Source organism: Bacillus sp. N447-1 (genome assembly GCF_022701035.1).
In the GTDB taxonomy this organism is placed as follows: Bacteria; Bacillota; Bacilli; order Bacillales; family Bacillaceae_G; genus Bacillus_A; species Bacillus_A cereus.
In genome coordinates this window covers 4672164-4695681 of record NZ_CP065509.1, presented here as the reverse complement: position 1 = coordinate 4695681, position 23518 = coordinate 4672164, and the positions used below count along the sequence as shown (strand labels likewise).

Sequence of the window (23518 nt, the reverse complement as noted above, 5' to 3'; positions counted from 1 at the left end):
CTGCATCACGTTACTAGCTTTTTGAATCATATATTTTTGCCTGCTATACCGTCCACTTTGTAGACAGCATAACAGGCAATAATAATAAGTAGACTTTCACTATTATTGAGTTGGATATGGTACTTCTTTATCAATAATCGTTACTCCATCTCGTACAATTTTATAGTGTCCCTTTGAACCTTCTTGAATTACAAATTCTAAAGAAATAGTCGCTGATTCAGTAATTGTTCTCGTTTCAACCGGTCTATCCATTTTTTGCTGCATGTCTTCTTTATAAAGTTCTATTGTTTGCGGCTTTTTTTCACCTGTTACAGCAGGCTCATATGGGATAGAGATATTGTCCAATTTTACCGTTTTAGTCACTTTAGGCTTTTGACCATCAGAGATAATAATAGTTACTTTATCTCCCTCTTTTAATGGTGTACCTGGTTTTGGAAATTGCGAAATTACAAGTCCTTTTTCGACTGTATCTGAATACTCTCGTTTTATATCTGACGTTAGTTTTCTCTCATTCAAATAACCAGTTACACTATTTTCAGTCCACCCCGAAAAGTCACCTGGTCTAATTTGATAAGGACCTTTACTTACCCAGATTTTCAGTTCTTGCTCCGCTTCTATAACCATTTGATCAGGCGTCGGAATTTGCTCTACAATTTCACCTTTCGGCTTATCATTTTCAATATAATTTACTGTAACTTGTTTATATTTTTCTTCTAACTCAGCTTTTACACTCTCAAAGTTTTGTCCTGTGAAATTCGCCATCTTACTTTTCTTTTTCCCACCTGATTGATAGATAGTAATTTTAGCGTTTTCTTTTACGACTCTTCCTGCTACAGGGTCCGTTTTTATTACATCCCCAACTTCAACATCATCTGTATATACAATATTAGGCTCCGTCACCTCAAAGCCCTTTTCTACTAATGTATTTACAGCTGTCGTGTATTTCATACCAGCCACATCAGGAACTTTCACATCTTTCGGAATAAATAATCCTGGAATAACCGTAAGCGCTAATGTTATTCCTATTGCTAAAAATAAAAATGTTGAAATTAAAACTTTAAGCCACTTGTTACTCCGTTTTTTCTTCTTATCTAACTCAGCTGCTTCTGCTCTTATCGGTTCTTCCACCTTACTCCCTTTTAAAACAATCGTTTCATCACTTACATTTTCAAATAATTGTTCTTGTTGAATAATCGGAATCGCTTTCGTCGCTTCCATATCTTCTGGTATGTAAAACGGTTGCTCATTTATCCTCTCTGGATATAGCGCAGTTTCAATATCTCGCTTCATCGCATTGGCAGATTGATATCGATGGAACGGATCTTTTGCAGTTGCTTTTAATATAATATTTTCAACACTTTGCGGAATATTTTCATTCCATCTTTTTGGTGATGGGATTTCACTTTGTAAATGTTTTAAAGCTATAGCAACAGCAGATTCGCCAGAAAACGGTTGTCTTCCTGTTAACAATTCAAACATAACTATCCCAAGAGAATAGATATCTGATTGTTTATTTGCTATTCCGCCACGTGCCTGTTCTGGTGATAAATAATGGACTGAACCGAGCACTGAATTTGTATGTGTAATTGTTGTTGCACTTGTAGCTGTCGCAATTCCAAAATCTGTTACTTTTATTATTCCATCAGCTCGAATTAAAATATTGTGCGGCTTTATATCACGATGCACAATTTCAAAATGATGGGCGTGTGCCATAGCGGATGTTAACTGCTCCATAATATCAAGAGCTTCTCCTATAGGTAACATCCCTCGCTCAATTATGTATTGCTTCAATGTTTGTCCTGGTACATATTCCATGACAAGATAGTATATACCATCTTCTTCTCCGACATCATACATATTCACAATATTTGGATGCGACAACGTTGTAACAGACTGCGCTTCTCGATGGAAACGTTTAATAAACTCTTCGTTATTTGAGTAGTCGAGTCTTAATATTTTTACCGCTACATCTCGGCCAAGTATATCATCATGAGCTAAATATACATTGGCCATTCCGCCACCACCAATCATTTTCAGCAGCTTATAACGGTCATTTAAGCGTTTTCCAATCAGCACGTTGCACTTCACCTACTTTCGTTTGTCGAACCCGCATAATCAATAAGAACAAGTGTGATATTATCTTCTCCACCGCGATCATTTGCCAATTGAATGAGACACTGCCCTTTACCTTCAAGCTGTTCATTTAACTGTAAAATTTGTCGCATATCATCAATAGAAACTTTGTTTGATAACCCATCAGAGCAAAGAAGTAATTGATCATCTTCCTCAATCACCAACGTTTTAACATCTAACCCAACTTTTTCTTCTGTTCCTAATGCTCTTAATAACACATTCTTTTTCGGATGATACTCTGCGTCTTCCTTTGAAATTTCACCATGTTTCACAAGCTCATTTACAAGCGAATGATCTTCCGTTACTAGCGTCATTTCTCCTTCTGATACCATATAGCAACGACTATCTCCTATATGCCCTATTGTCACAAAGCTTGGTGTACAAACAGCTATTATAAGCGTTGTTCCCATACCATTACATTCTGCATTTTGCTGAGCATATTCATATATACGCTCATTAATAATCCCAACACTAGTATGTAACCATTGTTCTACTTTTTTCGGCTCATTCATATTATGTGTTTGCTTCCAATAATCATGAAATAATTGAATGGCCATCGAGCTAGCTACATCACCAGCTCGATGACCTCCCATTCCATCTGCTACTACCGCTAATACATTTCCATCTAAATTGTGAAAAACTCCTGCACTATCTTCATTATGTTGACGAACTTTTCCTTTATCCGATAGAAATACGGCTTTCATCTCGTCACCTCGTCTCTTCTTTGCGCTCCTTCGCACGCAACTGACCGCAGGCTGCATCAATATCATGACCTTGTTCACGGCGAATCGTTACATTCACTCCACGATCTTTTAACGTTTTTTCGAACAAGAAAATTTGTTCACGTGGCGTACGTACATAATCACGTTCAGGTACGTAGTTTACCGGAATCAAGTTCACATGACATTTTACACCTTTTAAGAGCGCAGCAAGCTCTTCAGCATGCTCTACTTGGTCATTTTCTCCTCCAAATAATCCATATTCAAAAGTAATACGACGCCCTGTTCTATTTACATAGTATTTAATAGCTTCCATTAAATCTGGTAATTTATAAGCACGGTTAATCGGCATTAATTTTGAACGTAATTCTGAGTTTGGAGCATGCAATGAAATCGCAAAATTAATTTGTAGATCTTCTTCAGCAAACTTATAAATTTTCGGGATAATTCCACTCGTCGAAACAGTCATATGTCTCGCACCAATATGAAGTCCTTTTTCATGGTTAATGATGCGTAAGAATCCCATTAAATTATCATAGTTATCAAATGGTTCTCCAATCCCCATAACAACAAGAGAACTTACACGTTCTTCTGTTTCATCAAGCGCACGCTGAACTTCTACTACTTGCGCTACGATTTCTCCAGCTTCTAGGTTTCGCTTTAATCCACCAAGTGTCGAAGCACAGAACGTACACCCAATACGACAACCAACTTGCGTTGTTACACAAATGGAATTTCCATATTCGTGTCGCATTAATACCGTTTCAATAGAATATCCGTCATATAATTGGAATAAGAATTTAATTGTTCCATCCGAAGACGTTTGTTTTACTAACGTTTTTAAAGTAGTAATATCAAAGGAATTCGACAATTTATCACGCAATCCTTTAGAAAGGTTTGACATATTCTCATAATTTTTTACACGTTTTTTATATAACCAATCAAAAATTTGTCCAGCACGGAACTTCGGTTCTCCTTGTTCCTTTAACCAATCTTGCATTTCATGAAGTTGTAAAGAGTAAATTGATGGTTTCTTCGTTTCTAAATTTTTCTTTTGTTTTCTTACAGTCGTTTCCATGATGCTACACCTTCTTCCTTAAACAAGCAATATAAAAGCCATCCGTCGCAAAATAATGCGGTAAAATTTGCACTTGACCTTCATCAATATACGGAGTTAATTTTTCTGGCATACGCTCTTTAAGCGTAGTATCCCATTCAAATTCAGGATGTTCTTGTAAAAATTTCTCTATTACTTGTTCATTTTCTATTTTCTCAATTGTGCACGTACTATAAACAAGACGACCGCCTTGTTTTAATAATGGTGCTATTTTTTCTAGTATTGCAATTTGAATCGTCGATAATCTTTCACTATCGCCTTTATCTTTTCCTAACTTAATATCAGGTTTACGTCTAATTACACCAAATCCAGAACACGGTGCATCTACCAATATTTTATCAAACGTTTCATTTGCAAAGTGCTCTTGCACTTTTCTAGCATCTAGCGCTTTAGTTTCGACATTTTCTAGACCAAGTCGCTCTGCTTGCTGTTTAATTAAACGTACTTTGTGTGCATGTAAATCAAGGGACATGACCTTACCAGTTCCCTTTAATCGTTCCGCGATATGCGTTGTTTTTCCGCCTGGAGCAGCACAACTATCAAGAACTGCATCTCCCGTATTCGGTTCTAAAGCGCGTGCTACAAGCATAGAACTTTCATCTTGAATAGAAAGAAATCCTTTTTTAAACGCTTCTGTATGCGCTACATTTCCTCTTTCAATCTGAATAGCATCATCTGATAAGTCACCACGTTTTGCTTCTATACCTTCACTTGCTAACAACTCAATCGCTTCTTCTACAGTTACCTTATCAACATTCACACGCGCTGTTGGTACAGGGGGTAACATGTTTACTTCGCACATTTTTTCTGCAGTTTCTAAACCGTATTCTGAAGTCCACTCTTGGACAAGCCAAACTGGATGACTTGTTGTAATTGCAAGACGTTCTACTGGATCCTTGATTTCATCTACAGAAGGTACACCTTCTCTCTGAATCGAACGTAATACACCGTTCACCATACCAGCAATTCCTTTATGCCCGCGACGCTTTGCAATCTCAACCGCTTCATGAATAGCCGCTCTTTCTGGCACTCGGTCTAAATAAATCATTTGATATAAAGATAAGCGAAGCAATACTCTTACCCACGCCTCAACCTTCTTTTTTAAAAAAGGCTGTAAATAATAATCTAATGTGTCACGACGTTGAATCGTTCCATATACAATTTCAGTTAATAAACCAATATCTTTTCTATCAATTGCACTTTTTTCAATTAGATTATTTAAAAGTAAGTTGCTATATGCACCACTTTTTTCCACTTGAATTAAACCATCAAGAGCTAATTCACGAACATTTTGTCTCATGCATTTTCTCCTAACTTCGTTCCAATTTCAGGTTTTGTTCCACGTAAAAATTGTGAACAACTCATACGCTTTTTACCAGAAGGTTGCAATTCAGTAATTTTAACACCTGTTTCATTACTCGTTGCTACAACAAAACCATCTTCTTCGATTGCAACAATCGTACCTGCTTCAGCCGGTTCAGTTATAGGCACTTTTTCCCCCCACCATACTTTAACAACTTGTCCTGCTAAAGTTGTATAAGCAACTGGCCATGGATTCAATCCGCGAATGTGATTGTATACTTCTTCACCTGTTTTTGTCCAATCAATTTTCTCTTGCTCACGTTTTATATTGTACGCAAACGTTACTTCTTCTTCGTTTTGTTTAATCGGTTCTAACTTACCTTGAATTAATAAAGGCACTGTTTTAGATAGAAGGTGTGCTCCTGCTTCACTTAATTTATCAAATAATGAGCCTGTCGTTTCACGCTCTTCAATTTCAACTTCCACTTGCGTTAAGATATCACCAGCATCCAATTTTTCTACCATATACATAATTGTAATACCTGTTTTTTCTTTACCTTCCATAATTGCATAATGAATTGGTGCACCACCACGAAGTTCAGGAAGTAAAGAAGCGTGAACATTAATACACCCATACTTTGGTGCTTCTAAAATTTCATTTGGTACAATCTGCCCAAATGCAGCTGTTACAATTAAATCTGGCTCTAATGCCAATACTTTTTCATATTCATCTTTTTCACGAATTTTTAACGGCTGTAACACAGGGATACCATGTTTTTCCGCTTCAACTTTAACAGGTGTAGGTGTTAATACTTTTTTTCTACCTACTGGACGATCAGGTTGCGTCACAACACCTACTACCTCATAGCCATCCTCAATAAGACGACGAAGCACCGGCACTGAAAAGTCCGGTGTTCCCATAAACACTACTTTTATCATTTAAAAACCGCTCCTTTTAACACCTATTCTAGTTCGTTTTCTTCATAATATCTTGTCACTTTCGATGTAAATAAAACACCGTGTAAATGATCAATTTCATGTTGAATTGCACGCGCTAAAAATCCTTCCGCTTCTAATAAGAATACTTTCCCACGGCGATTTTGCGCTCTTACTTTAATATAATCGGCACGTTCTACTTCACCATAAAGTCCCGGGAAGCTTAAACAGCCTTCGGGACCTACTTGTTCACCACGTTTTTCTAATATTGATGGATTGATTAACTCGATTTTCCCAGTATCATCATCGACATCAACAACCGCTACTTGCAAGCTTACACCTACTTGAGGCGCAGCTAAACCGACTCCGTCCGCAATTAACATTGTTTCATGCATATCTTTCAACAATTTCACTAACTTTTTATCAAAGTTAATTACTCTTTCGCATGGTGTTTCTAACACTTCATTTGGATGCTTTATTATTTCTAAAACTGCCATATTTCCCTCCGCTACATTAACATTGTTGGATTAAAATCAATTGAGATTTGTAGCTCTTTTTGCATTTCTGCTTGATAATGTTCATTTACCATTTTGAGCACGTTCTTTAAGTTTGGTTCCCGTTTGTATTTTATCATGCATTGATAACGATATCTATCTTTTATCCTTGGAATCGCTGAAGCAACTGGTCCTAGCACCATTGTTTGCTGTGAGCAATGCGTTCGTAAATACGAGGCAATTTTTTCCGTCACTTGTACCGCTTTTAATAATTCTGGATGAGATACAGTTACGAGTACAACATAGTAATATGGGGGATATTGTCTTGTTCGTCTCATTTGCATTTCTTGGTCAAAAAACACATCATATTGTTGGTTCTTCGCTAACTCTATACTGTAATGTTCTGGCGTATACGTTTGAATCACAACTTCCCCTGGCAATTCATGTCTACCCGCTCGTCCACTTACTTGCGTCAATAACTGATATGTCTTTTCACTCGCCCGAAAATCAGGTAAGTGAAGCATCGTATCTGCAGTTAAAACCCCAACGAGCGTTACTTTCGGAAAATCTAATCCTTTAGCAATCATTTGTGTTCCAAGTAATATATCTGCTTTTTCTTCCCCAAACGCCTTTAATAATTTTTCATGCATTCCTTTTCGACTTGTCGTATCTACATCCATTCGAATGACTCGCGCCTCTGGAAATAGTTTTGTAATTTCTTCTTCTACCTTTTGTGTACCTGTACCAAAGAAACGAATGTATGTACTTTGACAAGCTGGACACTCAGTTGGCATATTCTCTTCGTAACTACAATAATGACATTTTAAACGATGATTCATTTTATGATATGTCAATGAAATATCACAATGCGGACATTGGACAACATACCCACAATCACGGCACATAACAAATGTAGAATGACCTCTTCTATTTAAAAAGAGTACCATTTGTTCTTTCTTTTCTAATCGATCTGCTATTTTTTCATGCAGCGCCTTAGAAAACATTGATCGATTCCCGTCACGAAGTTCTTCTCGCATGTCAACAATCTCTACCGTTGGTAAAGCTTGTTCATTCATACGTTTTTCCATTGTTAATAGTTCATAAACACCTTTTTTCGCCCTTGCAAACGATTCAAGTGTTGGTGTCGCACTACCAAGAACGATAGGACATTTATGATATTGTCCTCTCCAGACAGCTACATCTCTTGCATGATACCTCGGATTATCTTCTTGTTTGTAACTTGATTCATGCTCTTCATCAATAATAATAATCCCTAAATTCTCAAAAGGCGCAAAAACAGCTGAACGCGCACCAACTACAACTTTCACTTCTTTTCTTAAAATCTTACGCCACTCGTCATACTTTTCTCCAACAGACAACGCACTATGAAGAACTGCAACTTGCGAGCCAAACCTACCTTTAAAACGATCCACCATTTGGGGCGTTAGTGCAATTTCAGGAACAAGAACGATAGCTTCTTTTCCTTTCTTGAGCACTGCTGCTATAGATTGTAAATATACTTCTGTCTTTCCACTTCCTGTAACACCATATAGCAAAAATGGATTATAAGTTTCATTTGTAATTGATGATAAAATCGGTGTAATAACTTGTTTTTGTTCCTCCGTAAGTGGAAATGGTTTTGTTTGTTCAAAATCATCATCGTCATACGGATTTCGGTATACTTCCACATACTTTTCTGAAATGAATCCCTTTTTAACAAGTGCTTTTATTGGAGCATCTGTTATTTGTAACTCTTCTGTAATTACTTTCAACGGTGTACTTTTATAATTTTCCACAAAATAATAAAGTACATCTTGTTGTTTTTTACTTTTCAGTTCAAATGCCGCTAATTCCAATTTATCTTCTGGCAACTCCGGCTGAACCACTCTTTGCTTCTTCTTTTGTACTTTATCTTTCACTTGATAAACGACTTCAACCGTACCATTTTTAATTTCTTGTTGAATAGTTCGGTATAAATGTGGCTGTTGCTCGATTACTTCAAAATCAATTGCTTCTTTATCCTGAAATAAATATAGTATTTCAGGTGCTATTTCTTCCTGTTTACAAAGTTGTAGACGTTTTTTATACGTTGCTTTTATCGCAGTTGGAAGCATCACTTGAAAAGCTGAAATCATGTAGCATAACGTTTCACTTGTAAGCCAATATCCAAGCTTTAATAATTCATCATTTAAAACCGGTGTTACATCTAATATTTCATGGATTGTCTTTAACTTCTTACTTTCTACATCCACCGAATCTTTAATCCCAATAATAAAACCTTGCAATTTTCTTGGCCCAAACGGAACTACTACACGCATTCCTGTCTGTACAATATCTTCCCATTTTTTAGGAATAATATAATCAAATGGTCGATCTGTCTGACGGGCAGGTACATCAACAATTACACTTGCAAATTTCATAAACGATCATCTTCTAACATCATTTCAATTTGCTTCAATATTTCACGAGCTACCTCTTTTTTCATTAAAAGTGGCAACTCAATAACTTTTCCATCTTTTCTATACATTGTTACAATATTCGTATCCGTGCCAAATCCAGCTCCTTGCGCTTTTACATCATTCGCGACAATCATATCTGCATTTTTCTCACGTAGTTTTTTCGTTGCATATTCCTCTACATTTGTCGTTTCAGCAGCAAAACCGATAAGTAACTGTTTATCCTTTTTCCGCCCTAATGTTTTTAAAATATCCACCGTTCTTTCAAGTTCAATGACAGCATCACCATTTTGCTTTTTCATTTTATTCTCATGCACATATTTCGGACGATAATCTGCAACTGCTGCTGTTTTAATGAGAACGTCTACGTTTTGATAATGTTGAAGAACTGCTTCTAACATATCTTGTGCAGATTCCACTTGCACTGTCGTTACATGTAACGGTGGATTTAATGCTGTCGGTCCTGAAACGAGTATAACATCAGCGCCTAAATTCGCTGCCACTTCCGCAATCGCATACCCCATTTTCCCAGAAGAAAAATTCGTCATAAAACGAACTGGATCAACCTTTTCACGTGTTGGGCCAGCAGTTATTAATATTCTTTTTCCCTGCAATGGTTTGTGTTCTGAGAAAGCTTCCTCTAACCGTGCAATAATTGCTTCAGGTTCTTCTAGTCGTCCCTTCGCTACATATCCACATGCTAAAAAGCCTTCCCCAGGCTCAATAAATGTATATCCTAGCGTTTTCAATGTCATCATATTTTTTTGAACTATTTTATTTTCATACATATGCACATTCATAGCAGGCGCAATCCATACCGGAGCTGTAGTAGCTAACAAAGTAGTTGTAATCATATCATCTGCAATACCACCAGCTAACTTTCCAATACAATTGGCAGTAGCAGGTGCGACAAGTACAACATCCGCCCAATCTGCTAAATCAATATGAGCAATAACAGCTGAGTCTTTCTCATCGAATGTATCCGTATATACATCATGGCGAGAAAGCGCTTGGAATGTAAGAGGCGTAACAAACTTCATTGCCGACTCACTCATCATTACTTTGACAATCGCGCCAGATTGTGTCAATTTACTCGTTAACGCAGCTGCTTTAAAAACCGCAATGCCTCCTGTTACACATAAAAGTATCTTTTTCCCTTTTAGCATATGACTCGTCCTCTTTCTTTTTCAAACTTATAATACTGAAATAGAATTCTCAGCTCGTCAGTACCGATATTTCATTCCTTTCGTAAAAAAATAACAACCTACTTGTAAATAGGTTGTTACCGTTACATAGAAAATTATAAAGTCTATGTTTTATTTTGTCGAAGGCAAAGGCTTATTCAGCTACTTTATCTTCACTTGGTACGTAGCTTAATGCTTCTGCATCGATTTCTTCTAATGCTTTACCTACACATTTATGAGAAACAGGTTTTTCTACAACACAGTTATTAGCAAGTTGCATTTCACGTGCGCGTTTTGCAGCCACTGTTACTAAAGTGTACTTAGAATCGATTTTTTGTAGTAATGAGTCAATTGATGGATTTAACATAATTATAGACCCTCCGTCATTTCTTTATAATATTTTGCTACCCTTTCGCGGCGGCAATGTTCGCCAACCACAATTGCTTTAATTCTATCACAAGCTAATTCAACTTGATCGTTTTCTACTACATAGTCGTAAGCGTCCATCATCTCGATTTCTTCTTTCGCTACAGTTAAACGATTTTCAATAACATCTTCAGTCTCTGTACCACGTCCGACAATACGGCTCTTTAGTTCAGATAAACTTGGAGGTGCTAAGAAAATAAATACACCTTCTGGGAAAGCTTTCTTAACTTGAATTGCTCCTTGCACTTCAATTTCTAAGAATACATCTTTTCCTTCTTGTAATGTTTTTTCAACATAGTCAATCGGTGTTCCGTAATAATTACCTACGAACTCAGCCCACTCAAGTAATTTTTCATTACGAATCATTTCCTCGAATTCTTCTCTTTCTTTAAAGAAATAATCCACACCATCTACTTCACCTTCACGCGGCTTACGTGTCGTTACTGAAATAGAGTACTGAAAACGTGTATCCTCATGGCTAAACAGCTCTTTACGAACCGTCCCTTTTCCAACCCCAGAAGGCCCTGAAAGAACGATGAGCAATCCTCTTCTACTTCTCATAAATATGTAAAACCTACCCTTCCTCACTTAAATCTTCTTTATTATTCAAACGATGTGCAATCGTCTCTGGTTGAATTGGACTTAATACAACATGCCCATCATCCATAACAATAACCGCCCTTGTTTTTCTCCCATACGTAGCATCAAGCAAAGCATTATGTTCGCGTGCTTCTTGTACTGTTCGTTTAATAGGAGCTGACTCCGGACTTACAATAGCAATAATTCGATGAGCAGATACAATATTTCCGTATCCAATATTTAAAAACCGCATGGCCATAGTTTGCGCCTCCTAGTAAGTCTATCCGATTTCTCCACCACGTATAACTTTATATATTTTTTGAAAGCTACTCAATATTTTGTACTTGTTCACGAATTTTTTCAAGGTTATTTTTCATTTCTACAACATATTTTGAAATTGTTAAGTCATTTGCCTTAGAACCAATCGTATTAATTTCTCTATGCATCTCTTGCACGATGAAATCCATTTTCCTTCCAACAGGCTCTTCAATCTGCAATGTTTCACGAAATTGCTCTAAATGACTTTGCAAACGAACTAACTCTTCATGAATATCACAACGCTCTGCAAAGATTGCGACTTCTGTTAGCAATCTTTGTTCATCTAGATCTTGATTATGTAATTCTTTTAAGCGATTTTCTAATCGTTCACGATATTTTTGTGTAACAATTGGTGCATGTGGAATAATCGCATTTACACAATTGCTAATCTCTTGTAAACGATACGCTATATCTTTATGTAATCGTTCTCCTTCGCCATCTCTCATCGTTTTCAACATATGAGCAGCTTGACGAACAGCCTCATATAAACTGTTCTCAAAATGTTCATTTACATTTTCTATTTCTTCAATTGCTGTTACTTCTGGCATTGCCATTAATTGCTGAAGTGTAATAGAATCTTGTAATTGAAATTTCCCTTTTATATCTTCCATCATCGATTGGTACTGCTCAAGAAGTGACCAATTCACACTTAATTTTCTTTCAACAAGTCCTTCACCTGCTATACTAATAGACACTTCGATGCGCCCACGTCGAACTTGCTGTGCAATTATTTTACGAATTTTGTCCTCAAATACCATCATTTGCTTAGGAAGTCGAATACTCATCTCTAAAAAACGGTGGTTCACCGATTTCATTTCTACTGTAATTTGAAAAGTATCACTTTCTACTTTCGATCTTCCAAACCCTGTCATACTAGAAATCATTTTTATCACATCCAAGCCATAAAATAACTCAATGAAAAAGGTAATAGAGACAAGGCTCTACTACCTTCTGTAAATTATATCACATTTTCATAACATTGACTATTTCAAGTTTAATCCCTTCTTATATAACATCGGCTTTTTCTTCTTAGCCTTTTTCCCTGTTAATAAAGAACCTACTAGTAAGAAAGTCGGAATTGATGACAAACCTCCAATTAATAACCAATCTCTTGCTTGTATCGGCATTGTGCTAAAGATCGGTTGTAACGGTGGATAATATATAACCACTAGCATAAGTAGTAACGAAATAATAACCGCCCCTACTAAATACACGTTCCCAAATGGATTACGGTGAAAGACAGAATGCTCACTACGACAATCAAATACATGAATAAGCTGTGCAAGTACCAACGTCGCGAACGCTACAGTTTGTGCATATTTCAGTTCATTTGGATGTTGGTTATACGCAATAATAAACGCCACTAACGTCACTGCTCCAATTAAAAACCCTCGACTTATTATTTTCCACGCAAGCCCTCTAGCGAATACCCCTTCTTTCGGGTGACGCGGTGTTCTCTTCATCACATCTCCTTCAGCCTTATCCAAACCTAATGCCATCGCTGGTAAACCATCAGTAACTAAGTTCACCCATAAAATTTGAATAGGAACCATCGGCAGTGGTAATGCAAGTAACATCGCAAATAACATAACTAAAATTTCTCCAACATTTGACGCCAATAAGTAGCGAATGAACTTACGTATGTTCTCGTATATATTTCTTCCTTCTTTAATCGCTGACTTAATTGTAGCAAAATTATCATCTAGTAAAACAAGTGAAGAGGCTTCTTTTGCAACATCTGTCCCTGTAATCCCCATCGCTATCCCAATATCCGCTGTTTTTATAGCTGGAGCATCGTTCACTCCATCACCTGTCATCGCTACTATATGTCCTTGATTTTGCAATGCTTTAACAATTTTCAATTTATGCTCAGGTGATACACGAGCGAATACATACGTATCTTCTACAACATTTTCTAATTCCTCCACATCCATATTCGCGAGTTCTACTCCTTCAACAACGCGTCCATCTGGTGGTAAAACTCCTAATTGTTCAGCAATCGCCATTGCTGTCACTTTATGATCACCTGTAATCATTACTGTTCGAATACCAGCTTCTTTACACTCTTTTACCGCCTGCGCGACTTCTGGCCTTGGCGGGTCAATCATACCTTGTATCCCAACCAACATAAAATCTTTTTCAACGTCTCTTTCATGTTCAATAGAATCCGTGACTTTTAAAGGTTTAAACGCAACTGCAATTGTTCGAAGCGCTTGACTACCTAAGCTATGAATAGCCGCTTGTACTTCTTTTCTATATAGCTCACTTAACGGCTGCTGCTTATCCCCCCATAAGATTGTTTGACTCATTTGCAAAAGAACATCCGGTGCTCCTTTCGTAACAATAAACTTTTTCCCCTCTCGATCTCGTACAATAACACTCATCATTTTTCGAGTTGAATCAAATGGAAATTCACGAATAATTTCAAATTTCCCTTTCAATGCCTCACGTGTTATCCCAGCTTTCATTGCTGCAGCTACAAGCGCTCCCTCTGTTGGATCCCCATCTAATACGTACGCCTTTTTCTTTTGAATAATATTTGCATTGTTACATAGTGAACCAAATGTAAGTAGCTGATAAAGTGATTTTGTCTTAGCTGGATTCACTTCTTTTTCACCTTTCATAAAAGAGCCATTAGGTTCATATCCTTGCCCTGTCACTTTCCACAATTCTCCGCCTGACCACATATGTGTTACCATCATTTTGTTTTGTGTCATTGTTCCCGTTTTATCAGAGCATATAACAGAAGCGCAGCCTAACGTTTCTACGGCCGGTAACTTCCTTACAATTGCTCTCTTTTTTATCATACGCTGTACACCAAGTGATAAAGCTACTGTAACAATTGCTGGCAATCCTTCTGGAATAGCCGCAACAGCTAGCGATACGCCAGCTAAAAACATATGATATACTTCATTCCCTTGATACACACCAGCCAATACAACGAGCGCTGTCAAAATAAGAGCTACAATAATTAATATTTTTCCGAGCTGTTCTAACCTTCTTTGCAGTGGCGTTTCCATTTGCTCTGCATTTTGCAACATATTTGCAATTTGCCCCATCGCTGTATTCATACCAGTTGCTACAACGACTCCTGTACCAGATCCTCGCGTAATCATTGTCCCCATAAAAGCCATATTTTTTTGATCCCCAATTGCAACATCTTGCCCTTGCAGTGCTTCTACCTTCTTTTGTACAGGTACGGACTCCCCTGTCAAAGCAGACTCTTCAATATATAAACTTGATGCCTCAACAAGACGCACATCAGCCCCAATACGATCACCACTGGAAAACTTAATAATATCACCTAAAACAAGTGCTTTAGATGGTGCTTTTACCCACTTTCCATTCCGCATTACAGTAACTTGCGGGGCAGCTAGTTCCTTTAAAGCTTCCAATGATTTTTCAGCTTTTCTTTCTTGAAAAAAGCCGAGAATACCATTGATAATAACAATGGCAACAATAGCAATAGAATCAATGTATTCACCTAAAAACGCAGAAACAATTGTTGCTCCAAACAAAACGAGTACCATGAAATCTTTAAACTGTGCTAAAAATACCATTAGTGCAGAAGGCCTTTTTGCTTCTTCTAATTCATTAGTACCAAATTTCTTTACTCGCCCTTCTGCTTCTTTCTCTGTAAGTCCAACCTTTACATTCGTATTCGTTCTTTCTTCCACTTCATGTGCTCGCATTCCATACCAGTTCATCCTGCTATCGACCTCCTGATTCCAGACATACTCTATTGAAAGCTTATTCAGCCTCGTCCAAAAAAATGCTATAATTAACATTTAGTTAGAAAGGAGTGTTCATTTATGGCATTCGATGGATTATTTACAAGAGCGATTACACATGAAATTGAAAATTCTCTTTACACAGGAAGAATTTCCAAAATATATCAACCTTCAAAATACGAGATTTTATTACATATTCGAGCGAATGGAAAGAACCAAAAACTAATTCTTTCATCTCATCCTACATATGCGCGTATGCACTTAACGAATCAAAACTACGATTCGCCAGCAATACCGCCGATGTTCTGTATGCTTCTTCGCAAACATTTAGAAGGTGGATTTATTGAAAAAATTGAACAAATCGACTTAGAACGCATTATTCAAATTACAGTTCGCAGTCGTAATGAAATCGGAGACGAATCATTAAAAACATTAGTAATTGAAATAATGGGACGACATAGTAACATTATCTTATTAGATACGAAAACAAACGTGATTTTAGATAGCTTAAAACACGTTTCATTAGCCGTAAACCGTCACCGAACTGTATATGCTGGTGCTGAGTACGTCGCGCCACCAGCCCAACATAAAATCAATCCTCTGCAAATTGAAACCGCAGATGATTTTATTAGACCGCTAGACTTTCTATCTGGAAATATGGATAAACAACTCGTTGGTGCTTTCATGGGAATATCCCCATTATTTGCAAAAGAAGTAGTAAAGAAAGCCGGTATGGTAAACGAGAAAGCATTATCAGAAGCATTTTTCTCTATACAAACACCATTACTATCTCATGCATATACACCTACAATGATTACTGCAAATGGAAAAGAATTCTTTTATCTTTTCCCTCTTACACACTTGCAAGGAGAAGAAAAAACATTCTCATCAGTGAGCGAATTGTTAGATCGTTTCTTCTTTGGCAAAGCAGAACGTGATCGTGTAAAACAACAAGCTCATGATTTAGAACGCTTTATGCAAAACGAAAAAAATAAAAACGAGAAAAAACTCATAAAACTCGAAAAAACACTGCAAGATGCTGGAAAAGCAGATAAATATCAACTATTTGGAGAGCTACTTACAGCCAATATGTACGCTTTAAAAAAGGGCGATAAAGATATTGAGGTCGTTAATTATTACGATGAGGATGGTGGAACTGTAAAAATCACATTAGATCCTTTAAAAACACCATCTGAAAATGCACAACGCTATTTCCAAAAGTATCAAAAAGCAAAAAATTCGGTTGCTGTTGTAGAAGAACAAATCGAAAAAACAAATGAAGAAATTCTTTATTTTGATAGCTTACTTCAACAAATGGAAGCTGCTTCTTCAAAAGATATTGAAGAAATTCGTGAGGAATTAGCTGAAGAAGGTTATGTGCGCAATCGCAAAACGAAAAACGCAAAGAAAAAGCCTACTAAACCAGTATTAGATAAATATGTAGCAAGTGATGGCACAGAGATTTTCGTTGGTAAAAACAATAAACAAAATGATTATTTAACAACGAAGTTTGCCCGCCGTGATGAAATTTGGTTACATACGAAAGACATACCTGGCTCTCACGTTGTCATTCGTTCTTTAGAGCCTGCTGAAGAAACTTTACTAGAAGCCGCCAAAATTGCTGCCTATTACAGTAAAGCGAAAGAGTCTAGCTCTGTACCTGTTGATTTCACCAAAATACGCCATGTCAAAAAACCGAGTGGTGCAAAACTTGGTTTTGTTACGTACGACAATCAGCAAACCGTATATGTAACACCAGATGCTGATATTGTAATGAAATTAAAAGCGTAAATACAAAAATGCGTTGCTTATAAGCAACGCATTTTTTATATTCGTTCACACTAGTTCATATACCCATTTACTAATTCATAACATCTTGCTTTTGTCATCTTATATTTCTCTTCTGAAGCTTCTATACGCCTCATCGTTCCGTTATTTGTATCAGTACCAATTGCTTTAACTTTACTTTCTTTTTCTTTAACCCACGCAATTTGTTTCGTTTTTAACGACTGAAACGCATCAGGTGACATCGTACTTTTTAATGTACTGTAAATTTCATTTAGTTTATTATCCCACAGTTCATAATTTCCTTCTATTTCATTTACTATATCATTGGTTGACATAGCATTCGTATGTTTTTCTTGTTTATCTATAGCAGCTAATTCACTTAAAACATTTGCTCTATCTATCTTTGAAGAAGATTCTTTTTGCGATTGTTTCTCTTCTTTTGAGCCTGTATACGCACTCGAATCCTTTCTCTGTACTTGTTCTGTTTCTTGAATATTTCTTTCTTTCGTTACCTTTTCATACCTATTTTTATCTACATTGTATGAAATAAGAGATGTTTTCGCATTTACAGTAATTAATCCGTTACTATCTTTGAATATGTATTTCTTATCGCCACTATTTTCTTCACTTACAAATGACACATTCTTATCGTCTGGCATTTTTAAAATTCTATTTGCTTCTTCTTTTGTAAGTTTTAAATCTTCAGGAAAAACGAATGACCATTTATCCATTAACCATTCCCCTTCTTTATACACCAAATGAAATTCCCAATCTTGGGCCGCATGACCTATTTCATCTTCTAAACTTAATGTATGTACCGTTAAATTTTCTTTATCTTGTGAAGAAGAAAATCTTATTTCAGTTTGAAAATAATTTGGGAATGGTAACATATCAGTCTCTCTCGATCTATTAAAGTTAGCAAGCAATTCAGGAAGCTGATTCTCTACAAACTTTTCTGAAACCAATCCTTTAACTCCTTTTTTAGCTGTCTCTAAATCCCCAGGATTATTTCGGCTCCATCCATTTTCTTTTTCCATCTCACTAAACGCATTTGCTATTCCATCTACACTCTTTCTTACAATCTTTTTCGCTTCTTTTTCTGTCACTTCTGGCGCTTCATCAAGCTGTTCAATCGTTTCATTTACTTGAACTTTGTGTTCACTTGTTTCACACCCCGTTATAACAAGCATACTAGCGGCCAAACAAAATGACATTACTTTACTTAATTTCTTCATACACTCACATTCCTTAACCCAGTTTTTTTCGTTACATCCCTTTACCTATAAAAAACGTAACAATCCCTTATTATACCAATTAAATTAATCCATTTATACAAAAAATATAATATTTAAATTAAAAAGATTTTCGTTTGCAAGTTTATATTATTGTTCAGTCACATAAAAACTTACTGTAAAAATTTTATATATATTTATTTTACATTCGTCTAGTTTTTTTGACACACAGCTACCCTCTTCTCTTTTATTCTAAATAAATATACTGGCACAATTCTTGCTTTATTAATGTAAAAAGGAGGAATTAAAATGAATGTAAGAATAACTAACATCCAAAAACAACTACATAATTACGGAATCGACGGGTTACTTATTACAAAAAAAGAAAACCGTCAATACGCAACAAACTTTACAGGTAGCGCAGGCGTTGTCTTAATCGCTGCGCATAAAGCTATTTTCATTACTGATTTCCGTTACGTAGATCAAGCAAAAACGGAAATAAAAGCAGCAGAAATTATTATGCATAAAGGAAATTTAGAAGAAGAAGTTGCAAATCAAGTATCAAAATTAAAAATTCAAAAACTTGGTATAGAAGACAATAATATGACTTTGCAACAATTTAAGAAACTACAAAAATATATACATATAGAAATGGTTCCAGTGTGTGAGATTATTGAAGATATTCGACTTATTAAAGACACATCTGAAATAGAAACAATGAAAATCGCAGCTACGATCGCTGACGAAGCATTTCACCATATTGTTACATTTCTAAAGCCTGGAATAAGCGAGACTGACGTTCGAGATGAGTTAGAATTTTTCATGCGAAAAAAAGGGGCCACATCTTCTTCATTCCAAATCATTGTAGCCTCAGGCGTTCGTTCTTCACTTCCCCATGGAGTTGCATCAAATAAAATAATCGAACGAGGCGATATCGTTACATTAGACTTCGGTGCACTTTACGACGGATATTGTTCCGATATAACACGTACCGTAGCAATCGGGGAACCATCGGAAGAATTCCAAAAAATATACAATGTTGTACGAGAAGCGTTAAAGCGTGGGACTGAAGCAATTAAGCCTGGAGAAACTGCGAAAAGTATCGATGATATAACGAGGAATTACATTACAGAACATGGATACGGTCAATACTTTGGCCACTCTACCGGGCACGGTCTTGGGTTAGAAATACATGAACCACTTCGCTTATCCCAAGAAAGCAAGGCAACTTTACAAGAAGGTATGGTTGTTACAGTTGAGCCGGGCATTTACATACCGAACTGGGGCGGTTGTAGAATTGAAGATGATATCGTCATTACAAAAGACGGATATGAAGTTATTACAAAATCAAATAGAGAACTAATTGTAATCCCTTGTTAAAATCATGGCCTTTTTAAAAGGAGTTTTTTTCTACACATAGAATTCCTTCTCTGGAGTGTTCATTTAAAGAGGGGGAATTTTAATTGAATTTTGTAATTGATAAATTGGAGGGTTTACATGTAGAATTTTCAAAGCTTGTTTCCATGATGAATTACGCTCGCTATACAACAATGCAAGCAGTGGAAAGTTTAACAATTGAAGAACTTGATTATTTATATGATAAGGAAGCAAATTCAATTGGCATGTTATTGTATCATATGGCTGCTATTGAATTTTACTACCAGATTCATACTTTTGAAGACCGTGAACCAACGGAGGCTGAATTAGAACGCTGGTTACCTGGCATTGAATTAGGCGATCTTGGGCGTGAGAAAATAAAAGGAAACGCTATAGAATTTTACATAAATACATTACAAGAAGTACGTTCCAAAACAATCGAGACTTTTCAATCGTTACCTGATGAATGGTTATTTAAAACGACAGACTTTTGGTATGACAAACCAGCAAATAACTATTTTAAGTGGTTTCACGTTTTTGAAGATGAAATCAATCATCGTGGACAAATTCGTTTAATTAAAAAGATGCAAAAAGCTCATGCAGTAAAATGAGGAAATGCCACCGAATAAGGTGGCATTTTCTTTTATTCATTAACGAATAGCTTTTCGTTTACTATTTTAGTGACTACCACTACCAACATTAAAATGCATATTAAATATAGCATTTTCGCAATAAACAACCACCCTTGAAACATTACAATTCCATCTATTATCTCATTTCCTTTCCATAATAAAAACGGAATTGTACTGATTATAATGACAAATTCGATGCTGAAAACCATTTTCTTTTTTCGACTATATGCTTTCCATTCATTCCAGCGATACATAGGAGCAAAAATCAATACTCCTATACATAATATAACTGGTACCCATTCACTATTAAGAAATTGTCCTGAAATAATTGATAATAGTAAACAAACTAGCACACCATAATATCCTATTTTTTCTCTCATTCGTACTCCCCCATTCTACTTCTCCTTTAATATGTAACTTGCTATACTTATAACAATTCTTAGAAAAATAACAACTATAATTACAAGATAAAGACCGTTTGCAGAAGACATCCATTCTTGAAAAATAGACATTTTCTCCATTTGTTTCTGACCCTCTATTAAAATAACCCCTGCGAACAATGAGCAAACAACGATGATACCTATCATAATTCCGATACTTTTTACTGTATTGTTTCATACCATCCCAGTTATATAAAAGTATAAATACAAACCCGAAAACAGGTATAATACTTATCCATTCATTGTTTGTAAATAGCTTTAAAATGATTAATAGACTACAAGATATGATAAATCCCAAAAATCCAATTTTTTTGTGCATAAGCCCTCCTTTAATTCCATTTTAGGATTAATTGTATTATAACATCCATTTTTTATCCTTACCATTGTAGTACATGAAATTTTACCTTTTTTTCTGTTTCTTATACTCACATACTTTCCCTACTTTCATACAATAAACTACACGATTGCCTAAGGATGTGAATGTTATGGGAGTTGAATTAACGCTATTACACGCTCTCTATGTTATTTGTTTACTCACTATTATTACCTTTTTTATTCTCCGGAAAGATACTACAATTATTTGTATCGTTTTTATCTTTTTATTAGCATTAACTGCTACAAGTTCTATCCCTCTTGCCGTTAGCGGCATTTTTCAAAGTTTTATTTACGCCATTACTGAGCTATTACCAACTATATTAATCATTTCTATTATTGTATCCATGAGCAATTTACTCGTTCATACCGGTATAAATGATACAATGATTTCACCATTTACAAAGATGATCCGTACCCCTACCCTCGCCTACTGGATTATTGGCCTTTTGATGATGACAATTTCTTTCTTCTTTTGGCCTTCTCCCGCTGTCGCCTTAATGGGAGCTATTTTATTACCGGTTGCTGTACGCGTCGGTCTCCCCCCAATTGGAGTAGCAATTGCTATGAACTTATTCGGTCATGGGATTGCTTTATCCGGCGACTTCGTTATACAAGGCGCACCAAAATTAACCGCAGACGCGGCTGGTCTCCCTGTTTCCAGCGTCGTATCTGCAAGTGTTCCACTCGTTATCGTTATGGGCGTTGTGACAACTTCCGTCGCTTTTTTCTTCTTACGAAAAGAGTTTCATACAGGCTTATCTATACAAGAATCTATCCCATCAACTGATTCTTCTAAAACGCTCACTTCATTATCTCCTCGCATAAAAAAATGGCTCGCTATATGTATTCCTATCGTATATATCATTGATATCCTTTGCATGATTCAATTTAAACTACAAGGAAGCGACGCAACTGCACTTATCGGCGGAACGACTGTTATTATGATTATCATCATTTCACTCATCGCCTACAAAGGTAATGGACTAAATAAAACAACCGATTATTTTATAGAAGGGCTCCAATTTGGATTTAAAATCTTTGGTCCAGTTATTCCAATTGCTGCACTCTTTTATTTAGGAGATAGCGGCTTTGTGAAAATTATCGGAGACTATTTACCGAAAGGTTCACATGGAATCATTAACGACTTAGGGATTGCCTTATCTCAAACGGTCCCTTTAAACCAATACGTATCGGGGGGAACATTAACTATCGTTGGTGTCATAACAGGCTTAGATGGATCTGGTTTTTCCGGTATATCGCTTGCTGGTTCCATTGCAAACCTTTTCGGAACAGCTTTAGGTCATGGAACAGCTACATTAACAGCACTCGGACAAATTGCGGCTATATGGACCGGGGGCGGGACGTTAATTCCTTGGGCGCTTATTCCTGCTGCTGCAATTTGCAAGGTAGATCCATTTGAACTGGCACGCCGAAACTTTTTACCGGTTGTTATCGGTTTAATTGTCACCACTATCTTTGCGATGTTTATTTTATAACGTAAGCAAGTGTTCTCTTGCTTACGTTTTTTCTTGTAAAATTCATCATGAATTACTGGTTTTCAACAGGGATTCGTTATCCCTTAGCGAAATTATATTAGGAGAGTAATTTTTTCAAAACGTTTACGAGAAACAGATTACTGCAATTAGAAAAGGGGACATACCTATGAATGAATTGATTTTCGTCTTATTAATTTGTCCGTTACTTATCTTTATCGTTTCTGTTATTGGAACGCGCAAGACGAAAACGTATTACGTAATGCCGATTGTAACGTTTGCTAGTTTTTTAATAATAGGTGTTATCGCCTTTACTCCAAAATTTTTCTTTTGGGTCGGCATGTATAGCATTTTCTCATTTATTGTTTCTTATGTGACTCTATTGTTTGTAAAAGGATATAAGCTTGCAGAAAGCACTAAGTAGTTAAGGAGATTGTAATATGATTTTCTTTGATATTGATGGAACTTTACTTGATTATGAGGCTGCTGAAAGAAATGGTATTATAGATTTTTTTCAAATATATATTTACTTCTAGTGAACTTGGTATATCGAAACCAGATCCTGAAATTTTTCACAGAACCGTATTACAATCGAACCTTGAAATGAAAGATTGTTATTATATTGGCGATCGATTAGAGACTGATGCGATTAGTAGTACAGCAGCTGGGATGCAAGGGATATGGTTGAATCGGGATAACTCACAACTCAAGTACGATATTCCTACTATCTGTTCGTTACATGAAATTATAACAATGATATAAAAAAACGACCGCGTTCCCCCGCGG

General features: G+C 36.3%; 20 protein-coding genes and 2 pseudogenes. 6 read left to right on the top strand and 16 right to left on the bottom strand.

Annotated elements, in window-relative coordinates:
- Positions 1-102: 102 nt before the first annotated feature.
- The 13 genes from pknB to IQ781_RS24080 all read right to left on the bottom strand — a co-directional run bounded on the left by pknB (position 103) and on the right by IQ781_RS24080 (position 15371).
- Positions 103-2076, bottom strand: a complete 1974-nt coding sequence (gene pknB / locus IQ781_RS24140) for a Stk1 family PASTA domain-containing Ser/Thr kinase (protein WP_139846732.1) — start codon at positions 2074-2076, stop codon at positions 103-105.
- 8 nt (positions 2077-2084) lie between these two features.
- Positions 2085-2837: a Stp1/IreP family PP2C-type Ser/Thr phosphatase gene (locus IQ781_RS24135; RefSeq protein ID WP_000648703.1), complete on the bottom strand. Its 753-nt coding sequence runs from the start codon at positions 2835-2837 to the stop codon at positions 2085-2087.
- A gap of 4 nt (positions 2838-2841) precedes the next feature.
- On the bottom strand, positions 2842-3930 hold the full coding sequence (rlmN, locus tag IQ781_RS24130; protein ID WP_139846731.1) for a dual-specificity RNA methyltransferase RlmN: 1089 nt from the start codon (positions 3928-3930) through the stop codon (positions 2842-2844).
- A gap of 4 nt (positions 3931-3934) precedes the next feature.
- Positions 3935-5269, bottom strand: a complete 1335-nt coding sequence (gene rsmB / locus IQ781_RS24125; protein ID WP_001249666.1) for a 16S rRNA (cytosine(967)-C(5))-methyltransferase RsmB — start codon at positions 5267-5269, stop codon at positions 3935-3937.
- On the bottom strand, positions 5266-6210 hold the full coding sequence (gene fmt, locus IQ781_RS24120) for a methionyl-tRNA formyltransferase (protein ID WP_000598804.1): 945 nt from the start codon (positions 6208-6210) through the stop codon (positions 5266-5268). The genes rsmB and fmt overlap by 4 nt, the downstream gene beginning before the upstream one ends.
- A 23-nt stretch (positions 6211-6233) precedes the next feature.
- Complete coding sequence (gene def / locus IQ781_RS24115) at positions 6234-6704, bottom strand: peptide deformylase (protein WP_000279455.1); 471 nt, start codon at positions 6702-6704, stop codon at positions 6234-6236.
- 11 nt (positions 6705-6715) lie between these two features.
- Complete coding sequence (gene priA, locus IQ781_RS24110) at positions 6716-9121, bottom strand: primosomal protein N' (protein ID WP_000666720.1); 2406 nt, start codon at positions 9119-9121, stop codon at positions 6716-6718.
- Positions 9118-10323: a bifunctional phosphopantothenoylcysteine decarboxylase/phosphopantothenate--cysteine ligase CoaBC gene (coaBC, locus tag IQ781_RS24105; RefSeq protein WP_139846730.1), complete on the bottom strand. Its 1206-nt coding sequence runs from the start codon at positions 10321-10323 to the stop codon at positions 9118-9120. Before coaBC ends, priA begins: the two co-directional genes overlap by 4 nt.
- 172 nt (positions 10324-10495) lie before the next feature.
- Positions 10496-10708, bottom strand: coding sequence for a DNA-directed RNA polymerase subunit omega (rpoZ, locus tag IQ781_RS24100; protein ID WP_000933960.1), 213 nt, complete (start codon positions 10706-10708; stop codon positions 10496-10498).
- A 2-nt stretch (positions 10709-10710) separates the two neighbouring features.
- The gene (gmk, locus tag IQ781_RS24095) at positions 10711-11328 is read right to left on the bottom strand and encodes a guanylate kinase (protein ID WP_001257741.1); all 618 of its coding nucleotides are present in this window, start codon (positions 11326-11328) and stop codon (positions 10711-10713) included.
- A gap of 13 nt (positions 11329-11341) precedes the next feature.
- Complete coding sequence (remA, locus tag IQ781_RS24090) at positions 11342-11605, bottom strand: extracellular matrix/biofilm regulator RemA (RefSeq protein WP_001251456.1); 264 nt, start codon at positions 11603-11605, stop codon at positions 11342-11344.
- A gap of 67 nt (positions 11606-11672) precedes the next feature.
- On the bottom strand, positions 11673-12548 hold the full coding sequence (locus IQ781_RS24085) for a YicC/YloC family endoribonuclease (protein ID WP_000625869.1): 876 nt from the start codon (positions 12546-12548) through the stop codon (positions 11673-11675).
- Between the two features lie 99 nt (positions 12549-12647).
- Positions 12648-15371, bottom strand: a complete 2724-nt coding sequence (locus IQ781_RS24080) for a calcium-translocating P-type ATPase, SERCA-type (RefSeq protein WP_001104778.1) — start codon at positions 15369-15371, stop codon at positions 12648-12650.
- Between the two features lie 105 nt (positions 15372-15476).
- Between IQ781_RS24080 and IQ781_RS24075 the strand changes: the two genes are divergently transcribed.
- The gene (locus tag IQ781_RS24075; protein ID WP_000863284.1) at positions 15477-17186 is read left to right on the top strand and encodes an Rqc2 family fibronectin-binding protein; all 1710 of its coding nucleotides are present in this window, start codon (positions 15477-15479) and stop codon (positions 17184-17186) included.
- A gap of 50 nt (positions 17187-17236) precedes the next feature.
- Here the strand turns inward: IQ781_RS24075 and IQ781_RS24070 are convergent, their stop codons facing one another.
- On the bottom strand, positions 17237-18418 hold the full coding sequence (locus IQ781_RS24070) for a lysozyme inhibitor LprI family protein (protein WP_000736520.1): 1182 nt from the start codon (positions 18416-18418) through the stop codon (positions 17237-17239).
- A 306-nt stretch (positions 18419-18724) separates the two neighbouring features.
- On the opposite strand from IQ781_RS24070, the gene IQ781_RS24065 reads away from it, so the two are divergent.
- Together IQ781_RS24065 and IQ781_RS24060 are read left to right on the top strand one after the other, a co-directional pair.
- The gene (locus tag IQ781_RS24065) at positions 18725-19795 is read left to right on the top strand and encodes a M24 family metallopeptidase (protein WP_139846729.1); all 1071 of its coding nucleotides are present in this window, start codon (positions 18725-18727) and stop codon (positions 19793-19795) included.
- A gap of 83 nt (positions 19796-19878) precedes the next feature.
- Positions 19879-20403 carry a DinB family protein gene (locus IQ781_RS24060; RefSeq protein WP_001012056.1) on the top strand — a complete coding sequence of 175 codons (525 nt, stop codon included), beginning with the start codon at positions 19879-19881 and terminating at the stop codon, positions 20401-20403.
- A gap of 32 nt (positions 20404-20435) precedes the next feature.
- Here IQ781_RS24060 and IQ781_RS24055 read toward each other — a convergent pair whose 3' ends face one another.
- Positions 20436-20804 carry a YoqO family protein gene (locus IQ781_RS24055; RefSeq protein ID WP_001208250.1) on the bottom strand — a complete coding sequence of 123 codons (369 nt, stop codon included), beginning with the start codon at positions 20802-20804 and terminating at the stop codon, positions 20436-20438.
- Between the two features lie 15 nt (positions 20805-20819).
- Positions 20820-21183, bottom strand: a pseudogene (locus IQ781_RS24050) (YoqO family protein).
- A 166-nt stretch (positions 21184-21349) separates the two neighbouring features.
- Between IQ781_RS24050 and IQ781_RS24045 the strand changes: the two are divergent.
- The 3 genes and pseudogenes from IQ781_RS24045 to IQ781_RS24035 form a co-directional block, all read left to right on the top strand.
- Positions 21350-22735, top strand: a complete 1386-nt coding sequence (locus IQ781_RS24045) for a hypothetical protein (protein ID WP_139846728.1) — start codon at positions 21350-21352, stop codon at positions 22733-22735.
- 166 nt (positions 22736-22901) lie between these two features.
- Positions 22902-23156: a YbeF family protein gene (locus IQ781_RS24040; protein ID WP_001003935.1), complete on the top strand. Its 255-nt coding sequence runs from the start codon at positions 22902-22904 to the stop codon at positions 23154-23156.
- Positions 23157-23242: 86 nt separating this feature from the next.
- Positions 23243-23494, top strand: a pseudogene (locus IQ781_RS24035) (HAD family hydrolase); the annotation flags it as partial.
- Between the last annotated feature and the right edge of the window lie 24 nt (positions 23495-23518).

Bases quoted from the DNA above. Each gene is read 5' to 3' on its own strand.
- IQ781_RS24135 (WP_000648703.1), bottom strand. From the start codon at position 2,837: ATGAAAGCCGTATTTCTATCGGATAAAGGAAAAGTTCGTCAACATAAT.
- rlmN (WP_139846731.1), bottom strand. From the start codon at position 3,930: ATGGAAACGACTGTAAGAAAACAAAAGAAAAATTTAGAAACGAAGAAA.
- rsmB (WP_001249666.1), bottom strand. From the start codon at position 5,269: ATGAGACAAAATGTTCGTGAATTAGCTCTTGATGGTTTAATTCAAGTG.
- fmt (WP_000598804.1), bottom strand. From the start codon at position 6,210: ATGATAAAAGTAGTGTTTATGGGAACACCGGACTTTTCAGTGCCGGTG.
- def (WP_000279455.1), bottom strand. From the start codon at position 6,704: ATGGCAGTTTTAGAAATAATAAAGCATCCAAATGAAGTGTTAGAAACA.
- priA (WP_000666720.1), bottom strand. From the start codon at position 9,121: ATGAAATTTGCAAGTGTAATTGTTGATGTACCTGCCCGTCAGACAGAT.
- coaBC (WP_139846730.1), bottom strand. From the start codon at position 10,323: ATGCTAAAAGGGAAAAAGATACTTTTATGTGTAACAGGAGGCATTGCG.
- rpoZ (WP_000933960.1), bottom strand. From the start codon at position 10,708: ATGTTAAATCCATCAATTGACTCATTACTACAAAAAATCGATTCTAAG.
- gmk (WP_001257741.1), bottom strand. From the start codon at position 11,328: ATGAGAAGTAGAAGAGGATTGCTCATCGTTCTTTCAGGGCCTTCTGGG.
- remA (WP_001251456.1), bottom strand. From the start codon at position 11,605: ATGGCCATGCGGTTTTTAAATATTGGATACGGAAATATTGTATCTGCT.
- IQ781_RS24085 (WP_000625869.1), bottom strand. From the start codon at position 12,548: ATGATTTCTAGTATGACAGGGTTTGGAAGATCGAAAGTAGAAAGTGAT.
- IQ781_RS24080 (WP_001104778.1), bottom strand. From the start codon at position 15,371: ATGAACTGGTATGGAATGCGAGCACATGAAGTGGAAGAAAGAACGAAT.
- IQ781_RS24075 (WP_000863284.1), top strand. From the start codon at position 15,477: ATGGCATTCGATGGATTATTTACAAGAGCGATTACACATGAAATTGAA.
- IQ781_RS24070 (WP_000736520.1), bottom strand. From the start codon at position 18,418: ATGAAGAAATTAAGTAAAGTAATGTCATTTTGTTTGGCCGCTAGTATG.
- IQ781_RS24065 (WP_139846729.1), top strand. From the start codon at position 18,725: ATGAATGTAAGAATAACTAACATCCAAAAACAACTACATAATTACGGA.
- IQ781_RS24055 (WP_001208250.1), bottom strand. From the start codon at position 20,804: ATGAGAGAAAAAATAGGATATTATGGTGTGCTAGTTTGTTTACTATTA.
- IQ781_RS24045 (WP_139846728.1), top strand. From the start codon at position 21,350: ATGGGAGTTGAATTAACGCTATTACACGCTCTCTATGTTATTTGTTTA.
- IQ781_RS24040 (WP_001003935.1), top strand. From the start codon at position 22,902: ATGAATGAATTGATTTTCGTCTTATTAATTTGTCCGTTACTTATCTTT.